Origin of the sequence: Peribacillus tepidiphilus, from assembly GCF_009466385.1 — a bacterium.
Lineage (GTDB): Bacteria > Bacillota > Bacilli > Bacillales > DSM-1321 > Bacillus_BN > Bacillus_BN tepidiphilus.
Genome location: NZ_WIAQ01000011.1, coordinates 22,434 through 42,307, shown reverse-complemented (window position 1 = coordinate 42,307; position 19,874 = coordinate 22,434). Strand labels below are relative to the sequence as shown.

Genomic DNA, 19,874 nt, shown 5'->3' with positions numbered 1-19,874 from the left:
CACCTTCTTAATTTATTGTAACGTTATTTTCATCGTTTTTTCCTTCTATAGCATTAATCTCTTGGATCAGCGGATTTCTTTTGAAGTAATAATAAAGAACTAAAATCACCGTTATGCCAAGAATCGCATACACACCAGAAAAGATGGCAAATAGAGGACCTAAATTAGTCTGCGTTGTGACTGAATCACTTGTTCTGAGCATGTGGTAAATCGTCCATGGCTGTCTTCCTGTACAGGCAAAAATCCATCCAAACTCAATCGAAAGAACAGACAGCGGCCCTGATGCAACAAACAACCATAATAGCCATTTTGGAAACCGATCCTTTTTCAAAAACTTATTCCAAACAAATCCAACAATAGAAAGAAGGATGGTAAAGGTTCCGATTGCGACCATTCCATTGAAGAGAGTATGGACGAACAACGGAGGCCAATCTTCTTCCGGATAATCATTCAGTCCTTTCACGACCGTATCAAAACGGTTCCCGGCAAGAAAGCTGAGGGCCCAAGGGATTTCAATCGCCCAATCTACTTCCTGTGTTTCACGGTTTGTAAACCCGCCAATGGCGAGAGGGGCATATGACTGTGTTTCAAACAGCCCTTCTGCCGCTGCTAATTTTTCCGGCTGATATTTATGTAGATATTGTGCTGAAGCATGGCCATTTATGGCACTTGCTAAAGAGAATATGCCTCCAATCACTAAACTTATCATTAACGCTTTCAAATGATGACGATATAAACGACTTTCAAATGGTGTTTTTAACATTTTAAAGGCAGCAACGGCTGCAGTGACAAACGCACCTGTCATGAGCGCTGTCAGAGCAACATGCCCTGCCGTAACAAAGAAGCTCGGATTAAAAAAAGCCGCCCAAGGATCGACATCGTAAATTTTTCCGTTTTCCATCTTAAAACCAGCTGGAGTTCCCTCAAAAGCATGAACGTTCGAAATAAGAACAGCTGATGCTAAAGCACCAAAGGTAACGAGCGCTAAACTGATCACTCTTGCCTTCGATGAAATTCGATCATAAGCATATACATAAATAGACAGAAACAGTGCTTCAATAAAAAAAGCATAGATTTCAATTTGAAATGGAAGTGCCATCACTCGGCCAACCACTTCCATAAATCCCGGCCATAATAAAGACAGCTGTACACCAGCGATTGTTCCCGATGGTATGGCAATTCCAAGCAGAACGGCTTTCGCTTTTGTCCATCTCCTCGCCATAATAGAGTAATCTTTGTCTTTCGTTTTAAAAAACATCAATTCAGCTACCAAAATCATAAATGGAAGTCCAATGCCTAATGTGGCAAAAATAATATGAAAAGCCATAGTCGTTCCAAACAACGATCTTGCGATTAAAATATCACTCAAAACATAAACCCCTTTCAAAAGCACTTAACTTTCAAGGTTATTGTAAGCATAAAAGGAAAAAATATACTTTTAACCAATAAAAATTGAAATAACTAAACATTGTTCTAGACCATCCTGTCTATTGAGTCGTTTCATCAAGCTGCATATTCTCCTCTATTTTTTTACCAATAAAAAATCCCCATGCAGTATGCCTAGGGAATTGATCGGGTATTGATTTTTCTCTTTCATCTAAGCAGGATTATTGCTTCGATAAGATCCGTGTGTAAAGAGGCTATTTTCGAAAATTTAGATATTAATACATAAATAGTAACTATATAATTATATTCAAGGGCCTTATATCATTGCTATCTAAAGGAGAGGAACTCTTTGTTGAAAAAAAATTTTAAACTGGCACTTTTTATTACTTTTCTAGGAATAATAGGGATTATTTCCATCATGCCGTATCAATTTACTTTTATTAAAGGGATGGTTGATCAGCTAGGTGATATACCAATCCCCGTGGTTCTTGCATTAGGAGTCGTTCAATCTACGATTCTAGTTTTTATCCTTACAAACATTGCTTTACTAGTACAAAAACGAACAGGATTAGATGCTCCACACTTACGAACATGGGTGAATAAAACCGAACAGAAGCCCTTTTCATGGAAATGGGTAGGGATTGGGATCCTAGTCAGTTTCTTTGGAAGCCTTCTTGTTTTTGTGCTTGATTCCTTTGTATTTTTACCACAAATCGATACTACAGGAATAGAACAATCTCCAAAACCTCTTTGGTGGCAAAGTTTACTTGCCATGTTTTATGGTGGAATCACAGAAGAAATCATGGTTCGCTTGTTTTTGATGACACTAATTGTCTGGATTTTAGCCAAAATGACTCGTAAAGAAGGAAAAAGTATTCCCCCCATTTATTTTTGGATTGGCATCCTATTATCAACCCTTCTCTTTGGAGTGGGTCATTTACCGGCAACTATTCAGTTATTTGGAGAACTAACACCAATCCTTTTGCTAAGAGCGTTAGTGTTAAATGGAATTTTAGGTGTATGGTTTGGATATTTGTATTGGAAAAAAGGCTTAGAATACGCCATGATCTCCCATATGGCAGCCGATGTGTTCTTACATGTTATCTTCACTAACTTATTTACTTAGGTCGTCAAAAAGTGAACTTGAAAATATCGCCAAAAAATCGAATAAAAAATAACGAAAGCTGACTCAAAAGGTCGTTGTTAACCACACCTTTGAGTCAGCTTTATTTAATAGTATATTACTTCCTGAGTAGTCGAACGACTTGGTGAGTGATTGAATGATCTCCTTAAATAATCAACTTTTCTTCCTAAGTGATTGAATAATAACGCTGAGTGATCGTAATCTATTGAGTAACCCTAACTTTTTATTACTTAACGGAGTACCCTTATTTAGTAGCCACCCTGTAATACTGCTCAATCAATTGATTTAATCGCTGCAAATGAAACGTATATTCTACAATAGAGGAAGCAATAATCAAAAGCCTTAATTTTTGATCCTTGTTTTGAAGGTATAGCTCTAGAATTCGCTCGAAAAACGCTGCACTTTCTTGCATGACATCCTCTTCGATCTGATCTTCTTGCTCTTTCATTTTTCCTTCATATTTTAATAAAAAGTACTCATGATATTTGATTAATTGCTCAAGATGGTGGTCGAATAGATGATTCTCTTCCTCGCTCGTCTTACTTTGGAAATAGTGCTCTTCGATATTTTCTAACACTTCTTCTCCCTGCTGCAGCGTCTTAAGCATTTGCTTAAATACAACAATTTCTCGAACATCTAACGGGTTAAGCTTTGCCATATTTCTTCTTTCTTCATCAAATAGCTTATATTGCTCTTCTAGCTTTTGAATGTCACTCTTTAACTTTTTACTATATTCTTGAAAGGACTTCTCTGTCATTTCGTTCGAAATAGCCGTGCGTAATAATAACGACAAATTCTGAAAAACAGCTTGCACTTGTTCCAGATAATGATTTTTATATTTTGGTGGTAAAATCAATAGATTTACAAGCAGCGCAGAGCCAATACCAATCAATATGATTAAAAAACGATTCCAGGTAAACAATAGATTTTCATTGCCTGGAGCACTCATAATAGCTAACACGGTAACGAGGGTAAGCGGAATCGAGCTTTCCATTTTCATTTTTAAGCTAAGAGAAATCACTACCATCATCACGAGGCCAATGGTAATCGGGTGATCTCCTAAAAAATGAATGGAAAACAGGGCAATCCCTGCACCTATTATATTAGCGATTAATTGGTCTAACAGCTGTCTCCATGTACGATATATAGAGGGCTGGACAGTAAAAATGGCTGCTACCCCAGCAAATACAGCCGGCTGAAGATGTAAAATCGAGCATATGTATAGCGCCAATGTTACCGCAATCCCCGTTTTAAGTACACGCGGACCTAAAGTCATAAATCATGATCCCCCAATCTGTCTTTCGTGATGAATCTTAAAATAGAAATTTATCACATTTCGAAAAAAGAATCTCTCTCTACCTTACAAACCCTCAATGCAAATGTTTTGTACCACTCTGTTTTACCTTTTTCCTGCGCAACCTGATGAGCTGCATGTTCCTTCCAGTTCTTAATAGCTTCTAAAGAATCCCAGTATGAAATCGTTATCCCGATTCCTTCGCTATCACGAGCACTTTCAATACCTAAAAACCCTTCAGCTTGACTAGCTAATTCTACCATTCTTGCTGCCATTTTTCCGTATCCCCGGTCTCCTTCCGTCCGTTCTGAAAAGAAAATCACCGCATAATAAGGTGGCTGGGGTGTTTTCGCGAATCTGCTCATATTCAAAATCCTCCATATTGAGCTGTTAATTTTGAGACTTAAAGAGGTCAGTATTCAACCATACCTCATATATATAAGTACACTGTATTCATTTTACATGATGAAATAATCACAATCCTAATAAAAGGAATGATGATCTTGATAAAAATTAATCAAAAATTGACAAAGGTTTCTGATATTAATCTCGGAAATTTACCATATGAAGCAGCTGATATCCTTGAATTAATGGCGAAAAATAATAAAGTTTATGAATATGAAACACTGGAGGAGCTGAAATTTGAGCTAATCATACGGATTCAAATTACACGAGCTGCTATTTTGTTATACAAAAGCGATGTCCAATTTGCCACCTTTAGAACCTCTAAGTGTAATGAACAATATTGGAAACTGACTGAAAAAGGAGCATTTGAACTCAAACCAAATGTTTTACCTCAAACTGGAATTGAAGATATATTCCTGAATAGTAATAAATATGCGTTTGAATGTGCTACAGCGATCGTCATTATTTTTTATAAGGCTGTTTTAGAATCCATTGATCATAACAGTTTTAACCGACTATTTTCCGATCTGATTCTTTACGATTGGGAATACGATCAGGATCTTAATCTTGAAACGATTGATGGGACAGATTATTTACCTGGTGATTGTGTCTACTTTAAAAACCCTGACCACGACCCAGAAACTCCACATTGGCGCGGAGAAAACGCCATCATTTTAGAAGAAGGACTCTATTATGGCCATGGGATTGGCATAAAAACGAAAGAGGGAATAATTAAAGCTTTAAATACAAAAAGAAAAAAGAACCCCGAGCAATCTGCCTATTTAACAGACATAATCACACGGGTGAAATTTAACATATATAAGGCATACAGAATAAAAAATTTTCGTGAAAATCCACTAATGAATTATAACCTTTTTTCCAATCTAATTGTTTCAGAAATTGGGTCTAGAACGTATTTTTTTTAAATTTAGGCTCTGTTAAACTTTAATGTTGAAAAAAGAATAAAAATTAGGGAAAGCCTTAATTAAGGTTTCCCTGCACTTGTTTAACTGACGTTTATAAGATGCTCTATATAAACAATCCCCATAAAAATTAGCCAAACTGCTAATGGAATTGCCAAACTTCTAATTGCTTGTAACAACTTATAATCTTTATGGTTGTTTTGTAGTACTCTGTCGGTCATAAAAAACAATATAGAAGCACCTAAACTATAAAAAAGTAATACAAGACCAAAAACAACGTGTAAAATGCCAGAGATCATTATTTCATATTTATCATTTTTTATTTTTGTTGAAACAAACTTACTGACTTTATCACTAACAATAGAGGTAAGTACCCCGTAAATTAAAATAACTGGGAAACTATACATTAAATAAAGAGGCGTAATTGATACAACAGAAAATAAATAATTTGGTATGGAAGTGATCGTTTCACCAAATGGATTTGCTTGTATTATTCCTAACAAAATTGCAAATAAAGAACCAGAAATAGATGCAGAGATAATTTTTCTTGATAAAATTTCCATTCACCTCTATTTGTTTGGTACCTACGTTGGTTAATAGAATACTAAACATTGAATTTTGTTCTCTACCTTTTTCTTTTGCATAGGTTTTGTAGGCTCTCCAAGCATCAGTAACGAGTACCTTATCAGGTTGTCAGCTTAGAACCAATCATATTATCAACCTTAGGTCTCGTCAACCTCATCGATCCCTGCAAATTGCTTAAAATCCATTTGTTTTAAGGCACTCAACAATTTGTGCCTCCAATAAAAAAGTGTAACCCATGTAACCCCTACGATTTCAGCCGATTTTCCTTTAACAGAGCCTAAATTTAATGAAGCTCTGTAGAGATTTTTTCTCCACAGAGCTTCCATTTTGTCAGGAGCTTTCTTTCACCAAATATCAGGGCGTGCCAGGTCAGGCTACAAGGTTATTTTAATCAATTTTACAATACTCTCATAATAGACAGGATTGTGTGGTACAAAGTGATCTTTATTTACTGTCTTTTTCATAGAAACTTTATGACCAGCATCATCTATTTCGAACCCTTCAACGGTAATCTCTGCTTTTTCTCCTAACCAAAGTTCATAGAATGTATTAAACTCAGCTTTTACAATCCCTAAAACTTCTTCTTTTTGGAGATTGTTGTCCCATTTTATGTACTTCTTCCCTAGTAGCGATTCCTATTTGATTTCTTTGTTCATCAAATATTTTAAGTGATTCTAATGTAGAAATAAAAGGGGTTCGCCAATCTGACAAAACCCTTAACATTTTTTTAATTATTTCTTTTTCTTACCTATATGCTTTTACTCTATTTCTACATATATTTGCTTTGCTGAAGAAGTTTGGATTCTCCTGTACGTTCCCATTCTTCTACTGTTTCATATGCACTTTCAGGAGAATACCCTTTCCCTACAAGAACTCCCATTAGAATAAATTCTTGCAGAATGTGTGTAGAATTTATTCCTTTTTTAGCATCCTCTAATCCTTCATTTACCAAAAATTCCTGTACTGTATCCATTCATCTGGAGTCCTGCCAAAAATGACTGTATTTCCATTGCCATGACCTTCTTCCGCAGCCAATGCATCTGCTTTGGTAACATGAACAGTACCAAATGGATGGTTAGGAGGAGCATATATTGAGTAAAGTTTTAGCGGAATATTACCTGTATTAGTTAGATTATGCCATGTTCCTGCAGGTATCATTATGGCGGAATCATCATAGACATTTCTTTCAAAGTTTAAATGATCTTTCCTCTTGCCCATTTGAACAATCCCCTGTCCTTGTTCAATACGTAAGAATTGATCAACATCAGGATGCATTTCCAAACCGATATCTTCCCCAACATTGAGACTCATTAACGTAACTTGTAAATGTGTTCCTGTCCATAAAGCAGTACGATACGTATTGTTTTGCTTCGTTGCTTCATTGATATTAACGACAAATGGTTTTGGTCCATAATCTGTTAACAAAATACTTCCATCTCCGTTGGAAGAGCGAAAAGAATCAAATTTGTTTGCATGTTCTATCTCATTAGGAAAAGTCCAGTAAAAAGACTGTCTTCCATAATTATACATTTGTACATTAACATAATAAGGATATTGATATTGATACATATAAGGAACATAGTACATTTTTCTCAATCCCTTCACAGTTTATAAAATTATCCTATGCACTTGTTAAGGGAATGTACTTAGATTCAAGGTGACAAATTTATAGAAAGCGTTTTTAGCCTAAAACACTTATTTTATTAAAAGGCCCTTTAATGGAATAACATGACTGGCGTTTTTAAACACTTTTTTTGTAAATGTAATTGAACAGCTTTATTGTTATTCAACAATTCAATGATTTATTCTTCATTTGTTCTATTCAACATTAATAAAGCAAATCGACATGCTCTGAAAGAAAATGTTATAATTCCACTTTCTTTGCCGAATGCAAACTACTTTTGTCAACTATAGAGGAATCCCGTTGTAAAAAGAGAACTCATTTCTATTAAGGAGGGATTACGATGAATACAAATCATGTTGCAAAGCTATTAGGAGTTTCAAAAAGTACGGTAAAGCGTTGGGTAAAGGATTTGGAATTGGAGATGGAGCGAAATGACCTTGGCCATTATCTATTTACGGAAGAAAAAATCGAGCTATTAAAGCATGTTCAAAAACAAATTCAAAATGGTGTTCTTCTTCAGGATGTAGTCCTTCCTGAGCAACCCATTCATCCTACAACAATGCCTGTAGATAAAAAAGATCAAGTAATCGAGAAGCTGTTATTCAAACTGAATCAAATGGAAAGCACGCTCAATGAAAAAGCAGATGCTGTGGTATCCTATCAGCTATTGCAGCATCGCAGGGAAATTGAGGAATTACAAAGTGAATTGAAAATCATGAAAGAACGTTTAGAAGAGCTTGAGTCCAAGCAAAAACCGAAAAAGAGTCCTTCCACAGAGCAACCACTTATCTTCGAACAAATTGTAAACAAGAAAAAATCCAAAAGAAAGAACCTGATGAGCATGCTGTTTAACTTCTAACCAACACAGCATATATTAGGATGTGCTATGTTGATTAAAATAGTGTCGGATTAATGGCCGATATTTTGATCCTGACGATTAATATATTGCTTTGCCGCTGACGGTTGATATTTCTGTATGACGGTCGATATTTTTCCTCTGACGATTGATATTTTAATCCTGACGACCGATATTTTAATCCTGACGACCGATATTTTAATCCTGACGACCGATATTTTGATCCTGACGACCGATATTTTGATCCTGACGACCGATATATCGGATTGACGACCGATATTTTGATCCTGACGACCGATATATCGGATTGACGACCGATATTTTGATCCTGCCGAGCGATATATCCAAATGATGACCAATATTTAGGTAAAACAAACGTTTTTCAATCCTGTTAAATGTACTTGAACTATACTTATTCAAAATTCTAAGGTGCTTTCCGGTTGGAAAGCACCTTTTTTCCTCCTTATAATTACAAAATGTGATTTGCCAAAAATTTATTGTTGCATTATCAAACATAATACGGATATTATTATATAGGTAAATTTTCCTAATTTTTGATATAAATATCTAAATGGTCTGGAGAAATAATTATGATATTGGAATTGATTAAGGACCTGTTTACAAATCTTGCTATTTTCACTTCTACTACGGTTCTTTTGCATTATTTTTTTAAAGATAAAGTTTTTTTTACAGATGTCCATGATATTCATCCTAATAAGATTCCATTTCGTTTAAAAATGATGATCGGGTTTTGTGATGGTATGGTTGGTACGATCATCATGTTTTACGGTTTTGATTTAGGTTATGGGATTCACATTGATCTTCGGCATCTATCTATTATGATTAGCGCTCTTTTTGGTGGATTGCCCTCAGCCTTGTTGGCGGGTGGAATCATTGCTCTAAACCGAATGATATTTATTACAAATATGGACTTCCCATCGATCGTTGCAGCGATTAATGCGATCAATATGGCAATTGGATGCGGACTGATCTCAACCTATGTTTCCAAAAATAAATGGTGGATTATGACCCTATACTCCCTAATTTCAACTACGATTGTAGGTATTATTCTCTTATATAATATAAAAGATTTTGTATTATTTCTTACCCCCTTATGGACGATCTCCATTATTAGTGCTTTTTGCATCATTTTCTTACTCAATCATTTAATTAAATCAAATGCACTTCAAACCAAAATTAAAGAAAATGAAGAAAAATTTCGTTTGATTACAGAAAACATGTCTGATGTTGTAACTCTTATAGATCCAGCTGGAAGGGCTTTGTATGTATCTCCTTCACTGAAATTATATGGAATCGATCCAAAGGATTATATAGGCTCATATCCTCTCAAAAATATTCATCCTGAAGATATAAAACGTGTACAAGATGAGTTTCGGAAAATGCTAAAGAAAAAAAATGTCATTCAAATTGAATTTCGATGGAGACACCCAAAAGGACATTGGGTTGATATTGATACGAGAGGAACACCAATTGAGGAGGATGCTGTAATAACGAAAGTCGTTCTTGTTTCGAGAGATATTACAGAACGTAAGAAAATGGAACAAAAGCTACAATATTTATCCAATATTGATCCGTTAACCGGCATTGCGAATCGTCGCTACCTAGATCGAGCATTAGACAAAGAGTGGAAAAGATCCATGAGTGAATCAACTCCACTCTCCTTTCTTATGTTTGATATTGACCATTTTAAGGAATACAACGATACCTATGGTCATCGAGCTGGGGATCGGTGCTTACAAAGGATTGCAGATTTGTTACAGCAGATTGTAAAGCCGCCTCATATTGTTGCACGATATGGAGGAGAAGAATTTGCGGTCATTTTACCTCAAACAGACAATGATCAAGCAAAAATAATAGCCGAAGAAATTAGATTTAGAGTTGAAGCATTACGGCTCCCACACATCGGCTCACCAGATTGCCAAGTGGTGACAGTCAGCATTGGAGTAGCTACACAAATCGCTACACCGCAAAGTAAACCAGATCAGTTAATTGAAAAAGCAGACCGAGCATTGTATCAAGTAAAAAATGAGGGACGAAATCGTGTTTTAAGTTACTAAATAAACTTTCCATTGATCGTATAGGACATATGTATTTTCTTTCGTGAAGGATATATATGTCCTTGTAAATAAAAGCTCAGTAGAGAATTTTCTCTCAACAGAGCTTCCTTTTCCTCCCGTGCACAGGATATTCCCGCCAGTTTGTTTGATAATCCCGCGACTTTACGAGGTAATCCCGCCAGTTTACTAGATAATCCCGCAACTTTACGAGGTAATCCCGCCAGTTTACTAGATAATCCCGCCAAATATTACTTTTTACTCTTTTTTGTAAGGTGTGGTGTAAGCGATGGTTGTAACTCTATAAAAAAGCTTTGCAGAGATTTTCTCTCCACAAAGCTTCCAATTTGTCAAGAACTTTTGTTCGTCAAATCTCGGGGCGTGACAGGCACCGTGCGCCTACACGCCTCTTTTATTCCCCCAGACATACGTATGCAATTGAGGCAGAACCTTGACGTTCTTTAATTCGTTATCTTCCATGACTTTATTGATCAGCCATTCATATTTTTTCAGCAATCGTTGGATGAGCTCTTGGTCATCCGTTGTTTTTGTATCATCATTGCCCACTTGTAAAAAGAACGGGATATCGGGATAGCGATGATGCACTTTTTTCGCATACTCATAATCCTCATCATCAAAAACGACCACTTTCAAGCTGACATGATGAGAACCCTTTTGATTTTCTAGGTTCCTAATAATTTGATCGAGAACATCAAAGTCCGTCTTCATTCGAGAACTAGGCGGCTTTGGTGAGATCGTTAATTCATCGATGTCGAAAAACCAATCCTGCCACTTGCTCCCTTGCGTTTCTAAGCAAATTTTGATGTTGTTTTCTTTTAAAAGCTGGATCAAGCTGCTTAAATTTTTCAATAATGCTGGATTCCCACCAGAAATCGTAACAAAGGAAAAGCCATCTCCGCCAAGTGCCTTTAGCTCTTCCCAAATTTCTTCTGCTTCCATTTGTCTAATCGAATCTTTCCCTGTGCCATCCCAGGTAAAAGAAGAATCACACCAAGCACAGGAATAATCGCAGCCTGCTGTGCGGACAAACATCGTCTTTTGGCCGATGACCATTCCTTCACCTTGAATCGTTGGTCCAAAAATCTCCATCACAGGAATTTTACTCACTTTCCATCCACTCCCGTCTAGCTTCCGCGTAACTAGTAGGAGTTTCATATAGGCGAACGAACTCCACTCTTGCTCCGTGATATTTTTTCTGACGATCCTCCTGCTTAAGAGCTTCTGCCATCTTTTCATAAATCCAGACAACCATATTTTCAGCCGTCGTATTCATCGGTGGCAACGTTTCATTTAAGTAGCGATGATCTAAATATATTTCAATTTCATTCTTCCAAATATCCTTAATATCGCCAAAGTCCATCATTAAGCCTGTATCGTCGACATACCCGCTAATTCCAAAAATCACTTTATACGTATGCCCGTGAAGATTTTTGCACTTGCCTTCATAGCAATGAAGATGATGAGCTGCATCAAAGGTAAATTCCTTACTCACTAACACACGCTTGGAATGATATTTCAATTGCTCGCGCTTAATATCTTCATCAATTTTTTGGAGCTTATCAACAATTCGAAAACCGTACATTGTCTTACAACTCCTTTCTAGCTTTCAAGTATTCTTCCAGACCCTTTTGTCTTAGCTTGCAGGCTGGACATTCTCCGCATCCATCGGCAATAATTCCGTTATAGCACGTTAACGTTTTTTCACGGACAAAATCAAACGCACCGAGCTGATCCGCCAGTTCCCACGTTTGGGCTTTATTTAACCACATTAACGGAGTATGAATAACAAATTGCTCATCCATTGAAAGGTTTAGCGTAACATTTAGAGATTTAATGAATACATCTCGGCAGTCTGGATAGCCGCTAAAGTCCGTCTCGCACACACCCGTTACAATGTGCTTCGCACCAATTTGTCTTGCTAAAACCCCAGCAAATGACATGAATAGAAGGTTTCTGCCTGGAACAAACGTAGAAGGCAGCTCTCCATTCTCCCCATCTTTTACCTCAATATCCTCTCTCGTTAAAGCATTGGGAGCCAATTGATTTAAAAGGGACATATCTAATATGTGATGCTTAATACCAAGTTCCTTCGTGATATTTTTTGCACATTCAATTTCCGTTTTGTGTCTTTGATTATAATCAAATGTGACAGCTACGACTTCTGCAAAGCGTTCCATTGCCCAAAATAAGCAAGTTGTACTGTCCTGTCCTCCGCTAAATACCACTACAGCTTTATCTTTTTTCATTTCTAAAGATCTCCTTTTCACGAAAAAACAGCACCACTAAGAAAGTAGTACTGTTTTTCCTTAGTTTTTTTGAGAGGGTAGCTAGAACCTCTACCGCATGTGCGGATTTATTATGAAATTAACAACATTCTTATTCTAACATAATTCAATCAAATAAGCGTGTATTATTTTTTCTTCTTGGCTCTTTTCTAAAAGATTGTTGTTTTTACATAGGTTCTGGGAATGAAAACCTTTGATAAAAAAAAGTTGGTTGATTGGAGCGCAAGGTGCGAGACTCCTGCGGGAGCAGCGGGACAGGTGAGAACCCACAGGTCCTAAAGAGTAAATAAGCACCGATCCCTATCGAAATAATTGAAATAGCATCTCCACCGATCTTTTTTATCCAGTCGTGACCTTGAAATAATAAAAGCCACAAATAATACCCTGCAATAAAAAGCAGAATAAGGGGCAACATCTTTTTATTCCGATCTATATCCAAGGTCATCTAATAAACTCCTCCCTTTCACAGGAGAATATTACTATATAAACCGGCTAACTTTTGTCGTTTTTTGTCGAATTTAGTAAAAATTTCTGCATCATTGATAAAACTAACCTATCCATTTGCCTCTAAATCTAGTTTTCGAATTCAAACCATCGACAAAGGAAATGTCAGTTTCTGCGCTTTCCTGAGAAATAATCGGTGAATGGATCCTGTCACACTTTACAATGTATGCCCTTTTTCTCTTTGTCTATTACACTTTGATAATAGAGGTCTACCATTGCTCCATATCACATTGACCGGAAGCTCCAAAAACTCTGATAGGACCTGTTCTGAAAGCATATCTTGTGTTTTTCCTAAGGCAAATACTTCTCCCTTTTTTAAGAGAAGAGTTTTTGTAAAAACGGGTAAAATCTCTTCCACATGATGAGTAACGTAAAGAAGTGTAGGACCATCTTGTGCGGCAGCAATTCGGTCAATCGCTTCTAAAACTTGTTCCCTTGCAAGAAAATCAAGTCCATTTGTCGGTTCGTCCAAGATAAGTAACTCTGGGTCAGCCATGAGAGCTCTAGCTATTAATACCCGTTGCCTTTCCCCTTGTGACAATGTTTCATAGTTTCTATTTGCATAATCCAAGCAGCCCAACTCTGTTAACAACGAAATAGCTTTTTGTCTGATTTCATCGGTTGGAGTCTGATATAAACCAATCGAAGCATAGGCTCCGCTTAGCACGATTTCAAAAGCATTGTCTGAAGGGTAAAATTTTTGCTGTAAAGACGAAGAAACGAGGCCGATTTTACTCCGCAGCTCCGATCCAAGTGGTGACTTCCCAAACTCTTTACCAAGGACGGTCGCTTTTCCTTTTGTCGGGAAATGATAGGCATTTATTAAGTTTAGTAAAGCCGTTTTTCCAGCACCATTCAATCCAAATATCGCCCAGTGCTCCCCTTTTTCTACTTTCCAATGAATATTCTTTAAGATCCAAGTACCATTTCGAATCAGCCATACATTTTCTATTTTTATAACCATGCGTTTCTCCTCTCCAATTGATAGTTGTAAGTAAAAACATCTAGATGTGCCGATCCAAACCCTACTATTTCCCCATTATACATTAACCATTTTAAATATTCGAATTACTTAATTTTTTCGAGTAAATTTACCATCTGAATAGTCTTTCAAGTTAAAATTTCGAATTGTAAACAACAAGATACAACTTAAAAAGAAAAACAGACTTGGAAGTATTCCAGCCTGTTTTTCTTAGGAGATTTGCCAAAAAATATCAGAAAGTGCCATGTTATATCGTTTTCATTTCTTCGGACTTAAGGCAAATCGTAATGCTTTACGAATTAAGGGAGGGAGAACGGATGTATGACCTTCGTCCTCAAATTCAATGAACTTTACGTTTAAACCTCGATGTTCATAAGCAGAAAGTCGTTCTGACATTTTTTTGGCGTTATCTCTTATCTGACTTTTATGGTATTTTTCTAACTCTCCTATCCCTATTAAAAGGTCGATATGTACTTCTTCCTTTTCTAAATAGGTTAGAAATTGGTTTTTTTCTTCAAGTATAAATTGCTCAATCTGCCCTCATTAATGATTACAGTTTCAACTCTCGGATTTTCATTCAACATAAAACGAATCATTTCTACTAGGGATCAAGTCGTACCTTTTGGTCACCTTTTCACAACAACCTGCTCTGTATTCTTTTCCATGGACACATTGGATTTTTTCATAAGTCCCTGTAGTGCCTCAAAATTAACGAGTACGGTTCCGATCATAATCGTCATGACTCCAATGCCCATTAACCAAGAAATTGGCTCATGATGAAAAATGGCACCTACTGTAATCGCGATGAGTGGTGAGATATATAACCACGTGGATGGGAAAACCGGGTTGGTCTTAGCAACCAGCCAATAATATAAGCTGTGCGCCACCATTGAACCGATGACAATTAAATACAGTAGAGATCCTAACGCTTTCATGGAAAGCAAGGACTCGAAATGAACCGTTTCAGTGAACAAGGATAAAACAATGAGAAGTACACCTCCGTACAGCATTTGAGCTGCGTTCAATGCGATCGGCGATGTATCCTTAAAGATTCCGATTACTTTTTTCGAATAAATGGTACCAGAAGCATAACTGAATACTCCTACTAAAATGACGACACAACCAAGAAACCAAAGCAGGCTTACGTCAAACGTGATGCTAGAGGATAACAAGAGAATGACACCGACAAATCCTACGAAACATCCAATCAATGATTTTCGGTTAAAACTTTCACGTAAAATATACGTTTGGATGACTAAAACCATGATCGGACCTGTAGCGGATAGCACAGCTGCAATCCCTGAGCTTACATATTGTTCACCCCAATAAAGGGTTGAGAACGTACCAAAGGTTAAGCCTAAACTTGACAACAACATCTCTTTTCGAAAAAGAAGCGACAGGTTTGCCTTTCCTCTGACCATCATGACCAAATACAGTATAAGGCCCGCCAGAAAAAAACGAAGTCCCGCTGACATAAACGGAGGAGCCCCTGCATCCACCCCGATTTTGATTGCTAAAAAAGTCGTTCCAAAAATAAAACACATGATGACATAATTCATTAAGACCATGAATCATCCCCCTTTTTCCTAATCATAATGGATTGTGTATAGAACAGATCATAGAAAACAGAACAGTTTAGCTGGTAAATCTGTTATGATGAGAAGGAAAGGAGCTGAGCTGATGGCATTGAAAAAGAGCGCAAACCATCTGTATGAAGAGGTGTACGATTATATCATAAACCGAATCAATCGTGGGGAATGGAAGGCTCACGACAAGCTCCCCTCTGTTCGTGAACTAGCCAAGGAATTGAATGTTCACCGTCTAACGGTCTTTAAAGCTTATCAACAGTTAAAAGAAAAAGAAAAAGTGTATGTAAAAGATAAATCAGGCTATTTTATTCATCCAGGTCATGTATTAGGACTTGAACCATTCGATTCACCTCTTTTTTCGTCATATGGTCAAAAAAGTCATCTGTCTGAAATTCATCAAATCCCTGTTACCTATCAGTTTTCTCAGGCGGTCATTGATCCGAATCTTCTTCCGAACCATTACTTTGCCGATTATGTAAAGAAGGTATTCGATCTGTATCCAAAGGTACTAGGAACCTATTCAACGGTTCAAGGGGATGAAGAACTAAGAGAAGCTCTCTCTCACGATTTTTTCAAACGCCATCAGGTAGACGTCAGCGCCGATGAATTACTGATTACATCCGGTGCCCAGCAAGGAATTAACTTGATTGCACAAGCGCTGATTAAGCCGAGAGATACGGTGTTAATGGAACGACCAACCTACAGTGCCGCCATTGATATGTTTCGTCACCAAGGCGCGACAATCATTCCAGTGGATATTCACCCAGATGGATATGATCTTAAGCAGGTAGAACAAATAATGAAACAGTATAAGCCGCGGTTATTTTACATGAACCCAACCTTCCATAACCCAACAGGCTATACTGTTCCAACTGTACAACGGAAAAGATTGGTCGAGCTTGCTGAGCAATATCAGTGTCTTTTAGTAGAGGACGACCCGTTTCACGATATCTATTTTGAAAAAGAACCTCCCTCACCCCTATTCAAATATGATACGGAAGGGTACGTCATGTATATTCGCAGCTATAGCAAATACATTGCCCCAGGTCTCAGGATTGCTGTGGTTGCAAGCAGGGAACCACTCATGAAAATTCTATTAACCGCCAAATCTCTTTCTGACAATGGAACACCTTTACTCAACCAAAAGATGTTCCTGCACTACTTCACGTCAGAAAGAATGCAGCAGCACCTTGATAAATTACGCATTGCCTTAAGCATTCGAAAGGAAATCATGGAAAAGACTCTCGCATCTACTGGCTGGCAATGGATCAGTCCAAAAGGTGGGCTAAACCTATGGGTGAAGCTGCCTGAAACGATCTCAACACCCTTATTGCTTTCCAAAAGCATTGAACAGTCTGTCTCCTTCGTTCCTGGAAACATATGTGACCCGCTCAACGAGCTAGATTCCTGGATTCGCTTAAGCTACTCATTTATGAACGAGCGGCAGCTGGTGGAGGGGATGGAGAGGCTTGTAGGAGTGTATAAAATGTTGAAATCAGAAGAATAAACCTCCTAATGGTAAAAATCTTTCAAAATAGCGGTTTCCAAAAATTACTCATGATCTCTAAAATCATGATATAATTTTTCTAAACTTGTTATTGCCAATTGCTGGATTAGGAGGAAAACGATGAGCACATGTAAGGTAGATCATTCGATAGAAGATGTTAAGCAAAAACTTTCTGATCAAAAACTCTTTTTACCAGAGAGCCTATGGGAAAAATGTTCACAATTTCTCACACAATCTGTTAGTCAAACTGACTTAAATGAATTGTTTCACCTGTTAAAAAAATATGATTTAGCTCCAGATGAAGAAAAAGAATTACGGAATCAAAAAATGTATGCCTTACTTGAAAAGTAAAAAAAATGCCTGACCCCCGGTCCGTTAATGGATGTGCACAGTGGGGGTTAGGCACCTTATCTAAAATGATCGGTATCAACCGTTATGAGGACTAAACTAGCTCCATCAGGAATAGAAATCGCATCTGCCTTACTTGGAGCTGGTATCTGCTCCCCTTCGTCCTCTAATACACTTAAATAGAGTCCTAGAGCATCTTCAGCCATCTCAATAGCCTCAACTAAAGTCTCTCCAGAAGTAAAACATGACTCAATATCTGGAAAGGTGACAATCAATACTTCCTCATCTTCTGCTTTTTTAATGATTGAATAAAAATTATACACCGTCACAGTATGTTTTTCCTCATTTCTATCTATATATTGATCTATTTTTCAGCAAAGAATCAAACACAGAAAAATAACAAAAGGTGATCCTAAATACAGGAAAGGTCAGGATTCTAAAATAGTAATGCACCAATAATTAGGGTTCCCACTTCCATTTTAATATGAATCTTACTCAGACACAATAAAATTACCCAGATCTTGACGTAAACCAACTATGAAAAAAGTTGTCTACAAGTTGTAAATTTATAATTTCCTAAACAATAAAAAATTTTATGAGTTATGCATTTTTCGTGAACTTATTGAAACAATAGAAGTTTTATCATTAATTTTAGGTACTACCCAATAAATAATAATTGGTGGTAATAGAAAAATAGCAGCTACCAAAAATGTTGTTGTTAATCCAAATTTTACTGCAATAATTCCAAAGATAATACCAGATAGGATTTCTCCTAGGGCGCCAACTCCTGAATTCAAAGAAAATAGAGTATTTTTGTATTTATCCGGGAAAAATTTATTTAAATAACTGATAACAATTGGGTGTCTAACATCTTCAACTGCTAATAATATTGAAGTTGCGATTGCCCCTAGAGGTTTGAAACCTATTGTTAGTACTCCTACTAATAGTAAGCTGACTGATTCTACAATTGTTAAAGAAATATATGGATTTGTTTCTATTTTTTTCTCTAATTTCATTGTTATTCCTAAGAGACCATGTAACAACTGAGAGAAAGAAAGAACCCGCAATTGATAGTTTGATGCCATAACGGTCCGCAAATGTTCCGGATGGTACTTCAAAAATTAACTTTGCTATTTCGAAAATTGTACCTAGCAATCCGATTTGTAGTAAATCATAACCTTGATCCACCAAGTAAAGAATCCATATAGGAGAAAATAATCCCATTGCAAGTCCTCTTAGAACCGCAAAATATTGAATAGTACGCATACTTATACTCCTTTATTAATTATTTAAAATCTTGAAGAACAATAAGTTCAAAATCAATGGCTTCTTTAAGATATTTAGCGATATTAGGTAATTTTATATTGGTATCGTTTAAAATCTGCTTTAATTTTTTCTTTCCATCAATAGTTTGTAATACGTCTATCCATTCGCCAACTTCTTTTCTTGATAAAGAAAACTCAATAAGGTTATTGACCACTGTGTAATATAAATCATTTTCAACTCTGTTATTATCCAGCTTTTACTAATTTTACCCCCTCTTTAGGGGTCAGTTCAACATGCTACTTTTCATCACTTCGATTACATGATCAAATACTTTGCTTAAGTCAAGTAATCGACTATGATAATATTTTCCTTCATTCATCTACTACACCTCGATTCCTTATTAAAACGACCTGACCGCTTTACTATAATGCTACTTGTTATATTCGTTTCCTCTGCGAGTTCTAAAAGCTTGTCTATTTCTTTTTCACACTTTTTTAATCTTTCCTCAGCAATCTTTAACAGTTAAAATATGGTATATTGATGAAGTGGAATAAAAGTCCATAATGTCATGTGTAAAAGGTACTATACTAGGAGGTTGTTTAAATGGAAATTATAATGATTATTTTCGTTTTTATAATTGTGCTGCTAATTAGTTCTATTTTAAATATTCTTTTTAAAATGACAGAAAAGAAACATTGGATTATTTCATTATTATTGAGTGTCTTATTAGCATTAATCATTGTTGCAATTTTAGGAGGGTAATAATAAAAGCCATTCACACGTTATTGTGTAAATGGCTTTTCGTAATAAAACATACTGAATTTACATTCTCTTAAAAAGATGGAATTAGATCTTTATTTGCTTATTACTCATTTTGTAGTATCGAGAGTCATATTCTCACCTTTATTAAATATTTTTCCGTAAATGTTGTCGCCTAATAATCCATATTTACTCATATTTTTTAATCCTCTTATCCTATTTTGATACATAATATGAATTAACTGATTTTCATAAGTCAAGTCCTTAATATTGTGTAAAATACAAAATACAAGGTTTTACCCTATTTTTGTTTGTAGATTG

Annotated in this window: 22 protein-coding genes, 2 pseudogenes and 1 riboswitch; of the genes and pseudogenes, 7 read left to right on the top strand and 17 right to left on the bottom strand. The window is 36.4% G+C overall.

All coding sequences use genetic code 11. The features are described from left to right. Nucleotides 1-7 precede the first annotated feature (7 nt). Nucleotides 8-1,369: a cytochrome ubiquinol oxidase subunit I gene (locus GD441_RS08355; RefSeq protein WP_153125647.1), complete on the bottom strand. Its 1,362-nt coding sequence runs from the start codon at nt 1,367-1,369 to the stop codon at nt 8-10. A 366-nt stretch (nt 1,370-1,735) separates the two neighbouring features. Between GD441_RS08355 and GD441_RS08350 the strand changes: the two genes are divergently transcribed. Next, nucleotides 1,736-2,512 (top strand): CPBP family intramembrane glutamic endopeptidase, encoded by a 777-nt coding sequence (locus tag GD441_RS08350; RefSeq protein WP_225434177.1) that lies wholly within the window; start codon nt 1,736-1,738, stop codon nt 2,510-2,512. 262 nt (nt 2,513-2,774) lie between these two features. On the opposite strand, the gene GD441_RS08345 is transcribed toward GD441_RS08350, so the two are convergent. Beyond that, complete coding sequence (locus tag GD441_RS08345) at nt 2,775-3,806, bottom strand: FUSC family protein (RefSeq protein WP_153125645.1); 1,032 nt, start codon at nt 3,804-3,806, stop codon at nt 2,775-2,777. Between the two features lie 53 nt (nt 3,807-3,859). Beyond that, nucleotides 3,860-4,189, bottom strand: coding sequence for an antibiotic biosynthesis monooxygenase family protein (locus GD441_RS08340; protein WP_153125643.1), 330 nt, complete (start codon nt 4,187-4,189; stop codon nt 3,860-3,862). 138 nt (nt 4,190-4,327) lie between these two features. Here GD441_RS08340 and GD441_RS08335 point away from each other — a divergent pair, with 138 nt between their 5' ends. Beyond that, nucleotides 4,328-5,155: a protein-glutamine gamma-glutamyltransferase gene (locus GD441_RS08335; RefSeq protein WP_153125641.1), complete on the top strand. Its 828-nt coding sequence runs from the start codon at nt 4,328-4,330 to the stop codon at nt 5,153-5,155. An 80-nt stretch (nt 5,156-5,235) separates the two neighbouring features. Here GD441_RS08335 and GD441_RS08330 read toward each other — a convergent pair whose 3' ends face one another. The 4 genes and pseudogenes from GD441_RS08330 to GD441_RS08315 all read right to left on the bottom strand — a co-directional run bounded on the left by GD441_RS08330 (nt 5,236) and on the right by GD441_RS08315 (nt 7,324). Continuing rightward, entirely contained in the window at nt 5,236-5,715 is a 480-nt protein-coding gene (locus tag GD441_RS08330; RefSeq protein WP_153125640.1) for a hypothetical protein, read from the bottom strand. Nucleotides 5,716-5,773: 58 nt separating this feature from the next. Next, nucleotides 5,774-6,000 (bottom strand): annotated as a pseudogene (locus GD441_RS08325) (IS1595 family transposase); the annotation flags it as partial. 506 nt (nt 6,001-6,506) lie between these two features. Continuing rightward, entirely contained in the window at nt 6,507-6,710 is a 204-nt protein-coding gene (locus tag GD441_RS08320) for a hypothetical protein (protein ID WP_153125638.1), read from the bottom strand. Next, entirely contained in the window at nt 6,683-7,324 is a 642-nt protein-coding gene (locus GD441_RS08315) for a cupin domain-containing protein (RefSeq protein ID WP_153125636.1), read from the bottom strand. Before GD441_RS08315 ends, GD441_RS08320 begins: the two co-directional genes overlap by 28 nt. Before the next feature lie 377 nt (nt 7,325-7,701). Between GD441_RS08315 and GD441_RS08310 the strand changes: the two genes are divergently transcribed. Further along, nucleotides 7,702-8,220 (top strand): MerR family transcriptional regulator, encoded by a 519-nt coding sequence (locus GD441_RS08310; protein WP_153125634.1) that lies wholly within the window; start codon nt 7,702-7,704, stop codon nt 8,218-8,220. 195 nt (nt 8,221-8,415) lie between these two features. Here GD441_RS08310 and GD441_RS08305 read toward each other — a convergent pair whose 3' ends face one another. Next, a complete protein-coding gene (locus GD441_RS08305) occupies nt 8,416-8,592 on the bottom strand; it encodes a hypothetical protein (RefSeq protein WP_153125632.1) in 177 nt (58 codons plus the stop codon). 215 nt (nt 8,593-8,807) lie between these two features. Between GD441_RS08305 and GD441_RS08300 the strand changes: the two genes are divergently transcribed. Then, nucleotides 8,808-10,295: a diguanylate cyclase domain-containing protein gene (locus tag GD441_RS08300; RefSeq protein ID WP_153125629.1), complete on the top strand. Its 1,488-nt coding sequence runs from the start codon at nt 8,808-8,810 to the stop codon at nt 10,293-10,295. A gap of 396 nt (nt 10,296-10,691) precedes the next feature. Here GD441_RS08300 and queE read toward each other — a convergent pair whose 3' ends face one another. From queE to GD441_RS08270, 6 genes are all read right to left on the bottom strand, one after another. Next, nucleotides 10,692-11,420 carry a 7-carboxy-7-deazaguanine synthase QueE gene (gene queE, locus GD441_RS08295; protein WP_153125627.1) on the bottom strand — a complete coding sequence of 243 codons (729 nt, stop codon included), beginning with the start codon at nt 11,418-11,420 and terminating at the stop codon, nt 10,692-10,694. Further along, nucleotides 11,413-11,895 carry a 6-carboxytetrahydropterin synthase QueD gene (queD, locus tag GD441_RS08290; RefSeq protein WP_153125625.1) on the bottom strand — a complete coding sequence of 161 codons (483 nt, stop codon included), beginning with the start codon at nt 11,893-11,895 and terminating at the stop codon, nt 11,413-11,415. Before queD ends, queE begins: the two co-directional genes overlap by 8 nt. 4 nt (nt 11,896-11,899) lie before the next feature. Continuing rightward, the gene (gene queC, locus GD441_RS08285; protein ID WP_225434176.1) at nt 11,900-12,580 is read right to left on the bottom strand and encodes a 7-cyano-7-deazaguanine synthase QueC; all 681 of its coding nucleotides are present in this window, start codon (nt 12,578-12,580) and stop codon (nt 11,900-11,902) included. 33 nt (nt 12,581-12,613) lie between these two features. After that, nucleotides 12,614-12,656, bottom strand: a riboswitch (PreQ1 riboswitch). 108 nt (nt 12,657-12,764) lie between these two features. Continuing rightward, nucleotides 12,765-13,043 carry a hypothetical protein gene (locus GD441_RS08280; RefSeq protein WP_153125621.1) on the bottom strand — a complete coding sequence of 93 codons (279 nt, stop codon included), beginning with the start codon at nt 13,041-13,043 and terminating at the stop codon, nt 12,765-12,767. Between the two features lie 216 nt (nt 13,044-13,259). Beyond that, entirely contained in the window at nt 13,260-14,066 is an 807-nt protein-coding gene (locus GD441_RS08275) for an ABC transporter ATP-binding protein (RefSeq protein WP_153125619.1), read from the bottom strand. A gap of 644 nt (nt 14,067-14,710) precedes the next feature. Continuing rightward, the gene (locus GD441_RS08270) at nt 14,711-15,652 is read right to left on the bottom strand and encodes a DMT family transporter (protein WP_153125617.1); all 942 of its coding nucleotides are present in this window, start codon (nt 15,650-15,652) and stop codon (nt 14,711-14,713) included. Between the two features lie 112 nt (nt 15,653-15,764). Here GD441_RS08270 and GD441_RS08265 point away from each other — a divergent pair, with 112 nt between their 5' ends. Both GD441_RS08265 and GD441_RS08260 read left to right on the top strand, forming a co-directional pair. Continuing rightward, a complete protein-coding gene (locus GD441_RS08265; RefSeq protein WP_153125615.1) occupies nt 15,765-17,180 on the top strand; it encodes an aminotransferase-like domain-containing protein in 1,416 nt (471 codons plus the stop codon). A gap of 120 nt (nt 17,181-17,300) precedes the next feature. Continuing rightward, complete coding sequence (locus tag GD441_RS08260) at nt 17,301-17,531, top strand: group-specific protein (protein WP_153125613.1); 231 nt, start codon at nt 17,301-17,303, stop codon at nt 17,529-17,531. A 56-nt stretch (nt 17,532-17,587) separates the two neighbouring features. Here the strand turns inward: GD441_RS08260 and GD441_RS08255 are convergent, their stop codons facing one another. The 3 genes and pseudogenes from GD441_RS08255 to GD441_RS08245 form a co-directional block, all read right to left on the bottom strand. Continuing rightward, nucleotides 17,588-17,857, bottom strand: a complete 270-nt coding sequence (locus tag GD441_RS08255; protein ID WP_153125611.1) for a type II toxin-antitoxin system HicB family antitoxin — start codon at nt 17,855-17,857, stop codon at nt 17,588-17,590. Nucleotides 17,858-18,121: 264 nt separating this feature from the next. Continuing rightward, nucleotides 18,122-18,794: pseudogene (locus GD441_RS08250) on the bottom strand (MFS transporter). Between the two features lie 19 nt (nt 18,795-18,813). After that, nucleotides 18,814-19,008, bottom strand: coding sequence for a hypothetical protein (locus GD441_RS08245; RefSeq protein WP_153125609.1), 195 nt, complete (start codon nt 19,006-19,008; stop codon nt 18,814-18,816). A 389-nt stretch (nt 19,009-19,397) separates the two neighbouring features. Here GD441_RS08245 and GD441_RS16990 point away from each other — a divergent pair, with 389 nt between their 5' ends. Next, nucleotides 19,398-19,556 carry a hypothetical protein gene (locus tag GD441_RS16990; protein WP_191992128.1) on the top strand — a complete coding sequence of 53 codons (159 nt, stop codon included), beginning with the start codon at nt 19,398-19,400 and terminating at the stop codon, nt 19,554-19,556. The last annotated feature ends 318 nt before the right edge of the window (nt 19,557-19,874 follow it).

Coding starts and splice junctions, on each gene's coding strand:
- GD441_RS08345 (WP_153125645.1), bottom strand. CDS start 3,806: ATGACTTTAGGTCCGCGTGTACTTAAAACGGGGATTGCGGTAACATTG.
- GD441_RS08340 (WP_153125643.1), bottom strand. CDS start 4,189: ATGAGCAGATTCGCGAAAACACCCCAGCCACCTTATTATGCGGTGATT.
- GD441_RS08330 (WP_153125640.1), bottom strand. CDS start 5,715: ATGGAAATTTTATCAAGAAAAATTATCTCTGCATCTATTTCTGGTTCT.
- GD441_RS08320 (WP_153125638.1), bottom strand. CDS start 6,710: ATGGATACAGTACAGGAATTTTTGGTAAATGAAGGATTAGAGGATGCT.
- GD441_RS08315 (WP_153125636.1), bottom strand. CDS start 7,324: ATGTACTATGTTCCTTATATGTATCAATATCAATATCCTTATTATGTT.
- GD441_RS08310 (WP_153125634.1), top strand. CDS start 7,702: ATGAATACAAATCATGTTGCAAAGCTATTAGGAGTTTCAAAAAGTACG.
- GD441_RS08300 (WP_153125629.1), top strand. CDS start 8,808: ATGATATTGGAATTGATTAAGGACCTGTTTACAAATCTTGCTATTTTC.
- queD (WP_153125625.1), bottom strand. CDS start 11,895: ATGTACGGTTTTCGAATTGTTGATAAGCTCCAAAAAATTGATGAAGAT.
- GD441_RS08280 (WP_153125621.1), bottom strand. CDS start 13,043: ATGACCTTGGATATAGATCGGAATAAAAAGATGTTGCCCCTTATTCTG.
- GD441_RS08275 (WP_153125619.1), bottom strand. CDS start 14,066: ATGGTTATAAAAATAGAAAATGTATGGCTGATTCGAAATGGTACTTGG.
- GD441_RS08270 (WP_153125617.1), bottom strand. CDS start 15,652: ATGGTCTTAATGAATTATGTCATCATGTGTTTTATTTTTGGAACGACT.
- GD441_RS08265 (WP_153125615.1), top strand. CDS start 15,765: ATGGCATTGAAAAAGAGCGCAAACCATCTGTATGAAGAGGTGTACGAT.
- GD441_RS08260 (WP_153125613.1), top strand. CDS start 17,301: ATGAGCACATGTAAGGTAGATCATTCGATAGAAGATGTTAAGCAAAAA.
- GD441_RS16990 (WP_191992128.1), top strand. CDS start 19,398: ATGGAAATTATAATGATTATTTTCGTTTTTATAATTGTGCTGCTAATT.